Raw genomic sequence first — 11734 nt, forward strand, 5'->3', positions numbered from 1 at the left:
TTTATTATCAGAAAAGAAAAAGTTTATTGCTCGCCTTTGAACTTTGAAATTCATCTCTGGGCTAAAGCCCAGAGGTTTCTTTCAAAGGCTCGCCCTAAAGTAGTTCAATTCCTGAAAATATGGAAAGCATGGAGTTCTGGGTATTGAGCGCGGCGAAATCGCACTTACGGCGGGTGCTGAGTGGCCGTGTCACAGAGATTTTTAAGAAAATCTCGTAAAAACAAGGGAGGCATAAAGCCTGCCAACGCGATTTGCAGTTAATGTTAAAATCGCTATACTTAATCAGATAGAAAACATGGAGTTCTGGGTATTGAGCGCGGCGAAATACCCACAATACTAATTTCGTGGTTGATGGGCGAAACCATCACTGGACACTAGACATCCCGGCGCAGCCTATTTAAGCCCATCTGTCCATTAAATTCTTGAAAAAATTAAGGTGGAGCGTCCTACACCCCCCTTCGCTCTGCCTTATTTTTTTAATTGGGAAAAAAGTATCGAAACATGGAGTTTAGGGGATTGGAGCGTAGCGAAAATCCCTTCAAGACTAATATCGTTGTCAACGGACGAAACCGTTGGAGGTGCATGACCATGGACGACTTGAGCAATGAAACAATAAGCAGGCTGTTTTTCAGGCAGATCAGGGACTTGACCATCAGGACAGTGAGCATGAAAAATTGATTTTCCAGATTAACTGAATAGCGATAATAGCTGATGGAGAAGTAATTCCAATAGGAAAAATGGAGGTGGCTACCATGTACGACGGCTATGAAGATGAAGTGGACTTTGACATATACAATGAAACAGCCAACGAGGAATACCTGGAAGAGGATGGCATATCATCTGCTGAAGAAGGGTTTATGATTGGATATCTTCATATTTGATTTTTTCTTTATTTTTGCTTAACGACGCAAAGCTTAGTATATATGCCACATATACATAATCTATTTAAATCGCCTTGAATTCATATAAGGCATGAAAATCCTCACAATAGATGAGTTTAAGCACTCTAAGAATAATTTTGGCACAGATATCAAGAATGGTGCGGTGTTCATTCATCCGACTGATACGATCTATGGAATGGGATGCAATGCCAGGCTGGCTGAGTCTGTGTTAAGGCTGAGGGAGCTGAAAAAACAGCGTGATAGGCCATTGTCAGTAATTGCCCCATCCAAAGAATGGATTAAGAAAAACTGTGATTCTCCCAACAAAATAGAGATGAGGCGGTGGATTAAGAAGCTTCCTGGCCCTTACACAATAATTCTCAAGCTCAAGAACAAGAGCGTAATTTGCCCGGAAACCAACAATGGGAACGGCACCTTGGGAGTCAGGATTCCTGACCATTGGATAAGCGAAATTGCAAAAAACCTGAATGTGCCCTTGGTAACCACTTCTGCAAATATAAGTGGCAAGGACTACATGACCAACCTGGATGACCTTGACAAGCCCATTGCCAACCAGGTCGATTTCATAATATATGAAGGTGAAAAGGAAGGTCATGCGTCTACTATCATAAATCTGTCAGGGGAAGAGCCCCAGATACGGGAGAGATAAGCTTTTTAAAGTTCTTTCTTATTTATTGTCACATGAAAATCCTCGCATCAGGTGACATACACGGCGACATGTCGCTGGTGAAGAAGCTCGCAGACCGTGCCGAGAAGGAGAAGGTCGACCTTGTCGTGCTTTGCGGCGACCTGACAATGTTTGAGCAGTCAACAAAGAATATAGTGGGACCCTTCATAAACAAAAAGAAAAAGGTTCTTTTGATTCCCGGAAACCATGAAAGCGTTGCAACAACTGATTTTCTTGCGCAGCTCTATGGCGCAACAAGCCTCCATGGCTATTCAATAAAATACAAGGACATTGGGCTTTTTGGGTGCGGAGGGGCTGATATAGGCCCGGTCAGGACTGGAGAGGATGAAATCAAAAAGCTGTTGCAGAGGGCCTATGATGGAATCAAGGGAATGAAGAAGAAGATTATGGTTACCCATGCCCATCCAAGCGGCACAATCATGGAAAAGCTCAGCGATTTTGTGCCTGGCAGCCCAAGTGTCCGCGAGGCAGTTGAAAAATTCAAGCCTGACGTCCTTCTTTGCAGCCATGTCCATGAAGCAGAAGGCATGGAAGAAAAAATCGGCAAGACAAGGGTAATCAATGTTGGCAAGGCAGGCATGATTATAGACCTTTAATGGCATTTTCTTTGAAATTATTCTTGAAGCTAAGGATATGTATTTATAATCTTGGAAACATATTCGGTCATATTAAGCATGCCCGCTGTCAGGAAAAAGAGGCCGGATATTTTGCATAAAAATTTAGTATACAATTATCCCTGAACTTTTCTTGTCTTTATCAGGGTCCTTTGGATCCTTTTTTTGGGAAGGGCTGTAGCTTGCCGAAGAAGTGTCATAAGTCTCAAGAACCGGTTTTTTTGGCCAGGGGTTGTCATCAGAGTCATCCAGGATGCTTTGGGCATTTGAGCTCTGCTGTGCGCCTGGGCTTTCTGCTGCCATGCCTGATGAAGATGCATCCAGGGTAGCAGGATTGTCAAATATCCCCATCATGCCTTCAGCAGGGGCTGAGCTTCCAAAGATGTTGCCCTGATTCACAATATTGCCAGCTTGCCCGCTGGCAAGCTCCTGCAGGAACCTCGCAGCTTTCTTTATGTCTTCCGGAGAGTCCTTTGAAGTGTCAATGATTATTTGCATGGCATGATTGAGCTTTTCGCAGTATAAATAATTTACTCATATCTCAATGCATCAACAGGCTGGAGGCTGCTGGCCTGTTTGGCAGGCATTACACCTGCAGCCATGCCTATCACAATTGCAAAGGCCAATGCGCCAAAAATTAGCCAGGCCGGGAAATATGCCCTCAGGAGGTCAGTGCCCAGGGACTGTGCTGCCACAATCTCAACAAGCTTGCTGATGCCAGTTCCAAAAATTATCCCTATTGTCCCTCCGGCAAGCCCAAGGAAACCAGATTCTATCAGGAAAATTGTCAGGACATCGCTATTCTTGGCCCCGATAGCCTTCATGACACCGATTTCCTTGGTCCTTTCAAGGACTGCAGTGTACATTGTATTTGTGATTCCAATTGCGCCAACAAGCAGGCTTATGGCAGCAATGCCAACAATAACAGCCTGCACTATCCTGAAGATGCTCAAAAAGCTTTCAAGAACCTCCTGGAATGTCTGCACTTCGAAATCTTCCTGCCCTTCGTCCACATCCCTGGATTTTCTCAGGGTTCTTTCAACTGGCTCCACCAAGTCCTGGGGATCAACACCTGAGCTGGCCTTGACATAAACAAAGTCAAACTGGCCTGCAATATCGTACATTTTCTCGATTTGGTCCTGGGTGACATATATGACTGTATCATCAATCTCACTTCCAATCTGTTCCATGAAGCCAACAATTTCTAAGGGGATGTTGTCGACCAGAATCTTATCCCCAAGCCTGAGGTTGCGCTTGAAAATTTGATTGTGGGCATACCGGTAGCCAACAACTGCCTTGCCAGTGTCCGAGCTTTTCAGGGCCCGGCCTGACTCAATTTCAACAACATTCATCTGCGTTACCAGCTCATTCTCTTTTGGAGTCATTGGCATGCCATAAACCAGGCTGACATACTGGTCATCGTCAAATTCAATTATTGCTGTATGGTATAGAAGGCCGATTGCGGTGTCCACGCCCTTGGTTTTTTTAATCTGGTCAATATCTTCGTCAGTAAGCTTCGAGGGGCTTGTCCCGACACTGCCAAACCCGCCGCCTTTTGGCTGGATAATGAGCTTGTCCGCGCCAAGGCTTTGGAATTCATCCTGGATTGCTTTTTGCAGGCCCTGCCCCAGGCTTATTAGGGACACAACAGCAGCAATGCCCACAAAGATTCCGACCATGGTAAGCCAGCTTCTCATTTTCCTCTTCTTGATGTTCTTGAACCCATAGGTGATATAATCAATTATCATTTTGACCTCAGCGCCTCAACTGGCTGCAGTTTTGATGCCTGCATTGCAGGGAGTGTTCCCGATACCATGCCAACAATGAATGAGAACGCAAGTGCGCCTGCAATCAGAATCGGGGAAAAATTTGCCTTGAGGAGAAGGTTCCCCCAAACATAAACAGCAATTAATTCAACCATCTTGCTCAACCCCAGGCCAAGCATTATGCCGATGGTGCCACCCACCAGCCCTAAGAATCCCGACTCAATCAGGAAAATAAGCAGGATATCAGAGTTCTTTGCCCCAATTGCCTTCATGACCCCAATTTCCTTGGTTCGTTCAAGCACAGCAGTGTACATTGTATTCATTATCCCAATGCCACCTACCATCAGGCTGATTCCGGCTATGCCTACGAGCACTGCCTGGACAATGCTGAGAATTGTGTTGAGCGTGTTGAGAAACTGGTCTGGCGTGGAAACAGTAAATCCTTCCTTGTCTTTCTCTTCATTGCGATGCTTGCGCAGGGTTTTCTTTATGTCATCAGCCACAGCCTTCATGGCAGCTCCCTTGTTTACCTCAGCCACAATTAGGCTCTCTTCATCTATATTCCCGGTAATCTCCCGAAACGCATCTTCATTTGCAATGAAAGCAAGGTCAATCATGGGCAGGCCTTTCTTTTCCATTACCCCGACAACTTCAAATTGATAGCCATTGATTTCCAGCTTGTCACCAACCACAATCCCTTTCCCAATTATATTCTTCTTGGCGTAGTCATTTCCCACTACAATCTTGTATTTGTCACCCTTGTTCAAGAACCGCCCATCTTCCACAGTGGGCTTGACAACTTCAAGCACAAGCGCCCTTTCCTGGTAGTCCGAGGGGATATCAGCCATGAAGACAAAACTGCGCTGCTCTTTGAAGAGCACATTCACGGCCTTGATCATTCTTCCGCCTGCGCGGTTCACCCCTGGCACTTTCTTGACAGCCTCCAGGTCAGACTTGGAGAGTGGCTCAACAACATTGCTTCCCGGGGGGCCCAGTGTCAGCCCCCTGGCCTGGATTGTAATCTTGTCAGAGCCCAACGCCGCAAATTGAGAAGTTATGGCCTCTTTCATGCCTTGCCCCAGGCTGATAAGGCTAACAATAGCGGCGATTCCAATAAAAATGCCTATCATGGTGAGCCAGGTCCTAACCTGTCTCACCCTCAGGCTTTCTACGGCCAGGCTGAAGTAATCCCTTAGCATGGATCACTTCCCTACTTTTTCTTCTTCAGCTTTCTGTAAACCAGGAAGCCAATGATGACAACAACTGCCCCAATCAATATTGGAAGTGCATTGCTTTTCTTCTCAAGGCCCATCTTTTGGGCATCCTCGGATGAAAAAAGCTTGACCTCCAGCTTCAGGTCTTCATAATAGTCATTGTTGTTTACGTCCTTGTACTCAAGGTGTATTGGAAGCATCACGCTGTCCTGTACGCTGTCTTTCACATATATCTTGTAGCTCAAAGTCTCATAGTCGTCTGAGTCTATGTTGCCGACGTACACTTCCTTTGGTGAAAGCACATCATAATCGCCTGTAGGGTCAAGAGTTGCATACAGGAATTTGATCTGGTTAAGGCCCTTGTTCACAAATTTCACAATTACCTCGCCGCTCATGCCTGCCTTATAGACTTCTGAGCTTTCCATCTGGCCAATCAGTTCAGGGCTGTCGCCAATCATGATGCTGATGTAATTCTGCTTTGTATAATTCCTGTTGGAGGGGTCTGTATATGAATATGTGACAGGAATCTTGTATACTTTTGACGCTGCATCCGAGTCGGCAACCAGGTTAAAGGTTGCAGTTACGCGCTCACTTGGCTTAACCAGTGGGAAAACAAGCTCATTTGTTGATGACAGGGGTGACAGGGGCAGTTCAGTAACGCTGATGGAAGTTGAAGTTGAGAGGATTGACACAAGGCCCAGATTTATTTTAAGGTATCTCACTGGAAGCTTGGCAAGGTTGTCAAATCCAAGGTTCAGTTTTACCTGGTCTCCTGGCCTTACAAGCTCTGGTTCAGTTGAGACAGATTGCAGTGTTACAATCACTTCCTGCTGCTTGAGAACTACAGTGAAGGGGTCAATCTTTTGCCAGGCACCGTCTTTTATCTTATATCTTAGCTCTATATCATAAGTTCCGGGCAGCGCATTGTCATCTGCCTTCAGGTTGAAGTCGATAAATACAGCCTCATTGCCTTTCTGCCTCGGGCTTATGCTGGCAATTGATTTTATCGCTGAATCCTCATAGATTGAAAATGGATATTCCGGAAGCATCTCCACCTGGAGATCCTTGGCTTCACCCAGCCCTATGTTCTCGATTTTGAACCGTGCCTTTAGGAAATTCCCAGGCTCTGCAGGATCAGGGTCCTGGCTCAGGAATGTCACGCTGATTTCAGGTGATGTGAAGGACTGCGCACTGGTAAGCCCTGTTCCCAGCATTATTGTCAGCAAAATTACCGCATAAATCATTTTTTTCATAATAATCCCTCCGAGCTTGATAAGTCAATGCCTGCCATTGGTTATTTGTCTCCGTTGTTCAGGCTCTTGACAATTTTTCCATCCTTTAGGTATTCTATTTTCCTGGCTGATTTTGCCAGCCTTTCGTCATGTGTGACCATGATTATGGTCTTTTTCTGCTTCTGGTTCAAATCCCTTAGGAATTCCATGACCATTTGGCCTGTTGTGCTGTCCAGGTTTCCGGTTGGCTCATCTGCCAAAATGACTTCAGGGTCATTTGAAAGGGCCCGCGCAATGGCAACCCTTTGCTGCTGCCCGCCTGAAAGCTCTGTTGGCCTGTGGGTCATGCGCTCTCCCAGCCCAACGAGCGTCAAAAGCTCTTCAGCCCTCTTTATCCTATCCTCGCGTGATTTTCCCTGGAATATCATGGGAAGCATCACATTCTCGAGCGCAGAAAGGGTATTAATAAGATTGAACTGCTGGAATATGAAGCCAATTTTCTTGCCTCTAATCTGGGCGAGCTCTGACTCTTCAAGGTGTGAGATATCATGATGCTCCAGGATTATTCTTCCTTTGGTGGGGATATCAAGGCAGCCTATCATGTTTACAGCCGTGCTTTTGCCAGACCCACTGGGCCCCATAACGCTGACAAAATCACCTTTTTTGATTACCAGGTCTATTCCCCTGAGGGCGTTGACCTCCACTTTTCCCATCCTGTAGATTTTCCAGACATTTTCGAGTTTTATTATTGTGTCGCCCATTGCAGTTGCCCGTTTTATAAGCCCTACAGCTTCCTAAGCTCTTTTATGGTGCTGGTCAGTATGCTGCCTATTTCTTTTTTTCGTTTCTTCATCCGGCCTGATATATATAATCCCCAAATCTCCTTCTTGAGTGCAAGCACTTCCGGAACCATGCCTTTAAAATATCTTTGAGCTATTTTTGGTCCATGGACCTCTTCCAGGAACCCCATCATCATGGCTTTCCCTTCATCACTGGACATTGACTGGTAAATATCCAGCTTGGCCTTTAGGGAAGCCACCATTTGCTGCTTTCTTCTTTCGTTTTGCGAATGATATTTTTTACCTGCCTTGGTCAGGGAATAAATCTTCTGGCGCCTGTCCAGTTTGACGCTGACCAATCCTGTCTTTTTGAGCTCGGCCAGCATTGGATAAACAGAGCCTGCACTTGGCTTCCAGCATCCTGACATGCTTTCTATCCTTTTTATTATTGCATATCCTGACATGGGCTTCTCAGATAGAAGCTTGATTGCCATGATTTTAAGGTGGCCTAGCATTCAGATTCCCCGTGCAGTTATTCTTATATGAGTTGGTATTGCTGTATATCTTATTAGATATATCGGCTCCGATATAAGGTGATGATTGCCCTTTTATAAAGATTTTGATTAATGGGGCCTTGTCCGAAAAGTGAGTTTGGGCATCAATTTTGCGAAGCCCATTCCCGTGGGGATTATGCATTTTTCGGGGTTGCAGAGGGGAAAAATGCAATTCGCGGGAAGCTGCAATGCTGAGCAGATGCCCAAACCGGGCCGGAAGGCGAGTTTTCGGACAAGGCCGATTAATGGGCAATGATACCTGGTCTGATGCCCTGCAGCCAGAATGCCCAAAGGGATATCTTTATAAGAATGTATTATCAACCGGCTTGCATGGAGAAAAAAGGCCCAAACAAGGTATTCAATGTCCGGACTTTTATGGTCTGGTTTTTCATCATCATCATGAGCTTCAGCATAGGTGGCTTTCTTTTTAACAATGGCGCTGGAAATACGAGAAGCGTGAAATACAATGGGTTCAATATTTACACAGAGGGGAGTGTCTGGCTTGCGAAGGTAAATGGCCAGACCGTGCCGTTCCGCTACCTTCCAAGCGACCTCGAGCCCATCTCAGTCGGCCAGGATGTGAAAGAAAAACTGCAGTGGAAGCCGGCAGTGTATCTTACTTTTGACCCCCATGGAGAAGATCTTGGGATAACAGAGATAACAAGGCTGAAGTTCCAGGAAGACTTCGGAAAATTCCTCAGCACCAGGGTTATAAACGGTGTGGATGAGGCGAATCCAACATATAATTTGCCTGTTATTACATGTCAAAATGCAACTGGCGCCCAGCCCGTTATCTACTTGTTGGGGTCGAATGACACCGCATTGGAGGAAACCGGGGGCAGGATTTACTCTGATGGTGATTGTATTATCATGGAAGGGCCAAGCGGCTTTTTCCTGGGCTTAAAGGACAGGCTCATGTATGTTATGGTAGGCATCATGAATTAATTGGCTGGTGGATGATATGGCAGATGATAATAACACTGCGGTTGCAGGACTGGATGAGAAAAGCATAAACAAAAAGCCACACAGCGTGAAAAAAACCAAAACCGGCAATGCAAATAAGGCATCATCCTCAGGAGCAAAACAAAAACGCCTGGGCAAGAAAAAGCAATCTTCTTCCGGAAAGGCTATCCTGGCAGTTATCGCATTTTTTATCCTGATGTTTTTGGCTGTTTTCCTGATCCGGTACATGGGAAGCTCGAATGAAGACCCTGAACAGATTTACCAGGATGTGCTGCAGGGCGACCATTCAGATGATAATTATGTTTACAACGGATTTGTCTTCATCAAGTACAACAACCTGTCATACACAAAATTGCAAAGCGGTAATACCATATTTACTGTCCCGTTCAGGTTTGGGCCGCGGGAAGTTGAGGATGTGGTCATTGAAGGTGATGTGCTGGAATTCGGAAGGATTGTTGTGGGCAATTACAGCAGGCAGGTTTACATAACCTTTGACCCTGCAGAGCCTGACCTGAAATATGTTGGACTGGCAAATGGGGAATTGAGCCTGAATGTTGTGAAAACACTCGGCATCACTCCAACAGCAGCATGCACTCAGAATTTTACAGGCTGTGGAGAGGCCCCAATTATGCAATGCAATCCAGAAGGGGAGCCTGTAATCTATCTCAGCCAGGAAGAGGGCCCAAAAGTTACAGTAGATGGGAATTGCCTTACCGTGCAGGGGAAGGGGTTTGACCTTGTGAAGGCAACGGACAGGCTGCTTCTTACCTGGTACAGGATTGTTGATAATTGAGAAAACTGCAGGCATTTCCCGCATAATCCTGGTTTTGATAAATTCCGGCACTGTACAATATATAAGTTTTGCTGCCAAAATGTGAGCATCTTGTGCAAATCTATGCAGCAATTTTCGAGGTTCCAGATAGAAAATTGCAATTTATCAAATTCTGAGACATGCGAACCGGCAGCAAAACCGGACCGATAGGCGAGATTTTCTACAGTGCCATAAATTCCCATAGAATTATAAATAGTTTTCACATTGCGTTTATGCCATGGAACACTATTATTCTGAAAAGCAGGCTTCGCCCTTGAACCTGAGGAAGATAAAGGCAAGGCTTAGGGGGAATGAACTCGGGTTTTATGCAGGTGCGGGTGTGTTCTCAAGCAGCAGAGTTGACAGGGGAACAGAAATTTTGGTGGACTATTCAATTCTGAAAGACGGCCAGAGAATACTCGACTTGGGCTGCGGCTATGGCGCTGTTGGCCTTTCTGTAGCCAAGGCCTTCCCAAATGCCGAGATTGTCATGACCGATGTGAACGCAAGGGCTGTTAGCCTGGCAAGGATGAATGCTGAAATGCTCAAGCTGAAAAATGTGCATGTAGTGCAGGGTGATTTGTTTGTGAATGTCACTGGGAAATTTGATGTTATTTTGCTGAATCCGCCCCAGTCAGCAGGCAGGGAGCTATGCTATGCAATGATGGGGGGGGCGCATGAAAGGCTTTCCAAAGGCGGAAGCCTTCAGTTGATTGCCAGGAATAAGAAAGGAGGAGAAATGCTGGGCAAAAGGATGATGGATATTTTTGGCAACCTCAGGATAATTGTCAAAAAATCAGGCTATTGGCTTTATTGCAGTGAATTATGAAAATTGTGGCCTGATAAAATAGCGGGGATTTCTGCACAATAAGGGGGTTTACAGGAAAAAATATTTAAAATGCAGGAACTTATACAGTACAGATTATATAGCGCAAATAAAACATTTGGGTGCGGGGCTAAAATGGACATATTCAGGCACAGGGGAATGCTCTTCCTGATTGGTATGATGCTTGCCTTTACAGTGGTTTTTTTCCTTGCATATTCTTTTAACAGGATGCAGAAGCCGCTTATAAGCATAGGGCTTGATGCTGAGACCGTGAACTGGGTCGTCATGCTGATGTCAGTAATTGCCATTGCCCGGACAGTTGTTCTTATCAGGGGTGTTGATGTCTTGGCTTCCGACAGCAATTGAATTTTGGCGGCTTTGGCAGAAATTTGAATGGCTGAAATTGTTCATTGGATGATAAAATTGCGCTCAGATTTCTTCAGTTTCTTTTCCCGTATATGCAACCAGCCTTATTCCAAGGCCCAGCTTCAATGCTGCGGAGAGGACTGCCATATGTTCCTTCCCGGTTCCTGAAATAAGGTTGATGGCGACCTCAGTGTCGAAAATTTTTCCATCCAGCTTGCCCTTGACATGCTCGACCATTTGCTTTAACGGCATTTTTAGGTCAACCACGATAAATTCATGCGGCTTGTCCACGGGAAACTTGCCCTTGAAGAATTCGCTTGTTACAAGATACACTTTTTCCCATTCCTGGCTTGCAAGCAATTTGGCAACATGGGCCCATGTTCCTTTGCCCGTTCCCAGGGAAATTATCAGGTTTGTCATGCCAAAAAGAAATTTTCTTGATATATAAATTTAAGTATATCCTGTATCATGCGTCCAATATTATGCAGCTGATTTCAGAAATCAAATTCTTTTCTGGATGAATCCCTCAAAAGCGTGTCGGCTGAAGTGGAGCCCTGGATGACAAGTGACATTTTGTTGCAATTTGGGCACACTTTCGGCACGCCATGCTCCTTTTTTCTGCTGAATTTGAATTTGCAGTGCTGGCAAAAATACTTGACTTCTTTTTTGGCTTCCAGCGGATCAGTGAATTCCAGCTTGAATTTTCTGGGGTCGGCATATTTGCTGCCGTCCCTGGGCATTTTTTTGGCAGCAATCTTGATTTCATAGCATCTCCCGCATATTAGGTCAGAGCCATTCATGTCGTACTTCATGTCACGGACAGGGGTTTTGGTGTTGCAACGCTTGCATGCTATCAGAATATCCTGGCTGCTCATGTTTTCAGTCAAGGATTTAGGATATATAAAGCTATCCAATGCTAAGGCTCTGTAGAAAGTCTTAAATAAAAACAGCCCCTCATCAGGGCGTTAGCCCTGAGTTGGGGCAGGGCAGAGGTGCGACTCTGCCATGGAAAAGGAAAA

Annotated in this window: 14 protein-coding genes; 6 read left to right on the forward strand and 8 right to left on the reverse strand. The window is 45.4% G+C overall.

Annotated elements, in window-relative coordinates:
* Nucleotides 1-972 precede the first annotated feature (972 nt).
* Together J4227_01520 and J4227_01525 are read left to right on the forward strand one after the other, a co-directional pair.
* Complete coding sequence (locus J4227_01520) at nucleotides 973-1551, forward strand: threonylcarbamoyl-AMP synthase (GenBank protein ID MBS3109184.1); 579 nt, start codon at nucleotides 973-975, stop codon at nucleotides 1549-1551.
* 32 nt (nucleotides 1552-1583) lie between these two features.
* A complete protein-coding gene (locus J4227_01525; GenBank protein ID MBS3109185.1) occupies nucleotides 1584-2186 on the forward strand; it encodes a metallophosphoesterase family protein in 603 nt (200 codons plus the stop codon).
* A gap of 123 nt (nucleotides 2187-2309) precedes the next feature.
* Here J4227_01525 and J4227_01530 read toward each other — a convergent pair whose 3' ends face one another.
* The 6 genes from J4227_01530 to J4227_01555 are packed head-to-tail and all read right to left on the reverse strand — an operon-like array spanning nucleotide 2310 to nucleotide 7710.
* Nucleotides 2310-2702, reverse strand: a complete 393-nt coding sequence (locus tag J4227_01530) for a hypothetical protein (protein MBS3109186.1) — start codon at nucleotides 2700-2702, stop codon at nucleotides 2310-2312.
* Nucleotides 2703-2734: 32 nt separating this feature from the next.
* Complete coding sequence (locus J4227_01535) at nucleotides 2735-3952, reverse strand: ABC transporter permease (GenBank protein MBS3109187.1); 1218 nt, start codon at nucleotides 3950-3952, stop codon at nucleotides 2735-2737.
* Nucleotides 3949-5169 (reverse strand): ABC transporter permease, encoded by a 1221-nt coding sequence (locus J4227_01540; GenBank protein MBS3109188.1) that lies wholly within the window; start codon nucleotides 5167-5169, stop codon nucleotides 3949-3951. The genes J4227_01535 and J4227_01540 overlap by 4 nt, the downstream gene beginning before the upstream one ends.
* 11 nt (nucleotides 5170-5180) lie before the next feature.
* Nucleotides 5181-6437 (reverse strand): hypothetical protein, encoded by a 1257-nt coding sequence (locus J4227_01545; protein MBS3109189.1) that lies wholly within the window; start codon nucleotides 6435-6437, stop codon nucleotides 5181-5183.
* 41 nt (nucleotides 6438-6478) lie between these two features.
* Nucleotides 6479-7165, reverse strand: a complete 687-nt coding sequence (locus tag J4227_01550; protein MBS3109190.1) for an ABC transporter ATP-binding protein — start codon at nucleotides 7163-7165, stop codon at nucleotides 6479-6481.
* Nucleotides 7166-7200: 35 nt separating this feature from the next.
* The gene (locus tag J4227_01555) at nucleotides 7201-7710 is read right to left on the reverse strand and encodes a PadR family transcriptional regulator (protein MBS3109191.1); all 510 of its coding nucleotides are present in this window, start codon (nucleotides 7708-7710) and stop codon (nucleotides 7201-7203) included.
* A gap of 369 nt (nucleotides 7711-8079) precedes the next feature.
* Here J4227_01555 and J4227_01560 point away from each other — a divergent pair, with 369 nt between their 5' ends.
* From J4227_01560 to J4227_01575, 4 genes are all read left to right on the forward strand, one after another.
* A complete protein-coding gene (locus tag J4227_01560; protein MBS3109192.1) occupies nucleotides 8080-8694 on the forward strand; it encodes a hypothetical protein in 615 nt (204 codons plus the stop codon).
* 16 nt (nucleotides 8695-8710) lie between these two features.
* Complete coding sequence (locus J4227_01565; protein MBS3109193.1) at nucleotides 8711-9505, forward strand: hypothetical protein; 795 nt, start codon at nucleotides 8711-8713, stop codon at nucleotides 9503-9505.
* Between the two features lie 256 nt (nucleotides 9506-9761).
* The gene (locus J4227_01570; protein ID MBS3109194.1) at nucleotides 9762-10352 is read left to right on the forward strand and encodes a class I SAM-dependent methyltransferase; all 591 of its coding nucleotides are present in this window, start codon (nucleotides 9762-9764) and stop codon (nucleotides 10350-10352) included.
* Nucleotides 10353-10484: 132 nt separating this feature from the next.
* Nucleotides 10485-10715: a hypothetical protein gene (locus J4227_01575; GenBank protein ID MBS3109195.1), complete on the forward strand. Its 231-nt coding sequence runs from the start codon at nucleotides 10485-10487 to the stop codon at nucleotides 10713-10715.
* Nucleotides 10716-10778: 63 nt separating this feature from the next.
* Here J4227_01575 and J4227_01580 read toward each other — a convergent pair whose 3' ends face one another.
* Both J4227_01580 and J4227_01585 read right to left on the reverse strand, forming a co-directional pair.
* The gene (locus J4227_01580) at nucleotides 10779-11135 is read right to left on the reverse strand and encodes a hypothetical protein (GenBank protein ID MBS3109196.1); all 357 of its coding nucleotides are present in this window, start codon (nucleotides 11133-11135) and stop codon (nucleotides 10779-10781) included.
* 74 nt (nucleotides 11136-11209) lie between these two features.
* Nucleotides 11210-11590, reverse strand: a complete 381-nt coding sequence (locus J4227_01585; protein MBS3109197.1) for a hypothetical protein — start codon at nucleotides 11588-11590, stop codon at nucleotides 11210-11212.
* Nucleotides 11591-11734 lie beyond the last annotated feature (144 nt).

It is taken from the genome of Candidatus Woesearchaeota archaeon (assembly GCA_018303405.1).
Classification (GTDB): Archaea; Nanobdellota; Nanobdellia; order Woesearchaeales; family JABMPP01; genus JAGVYD01.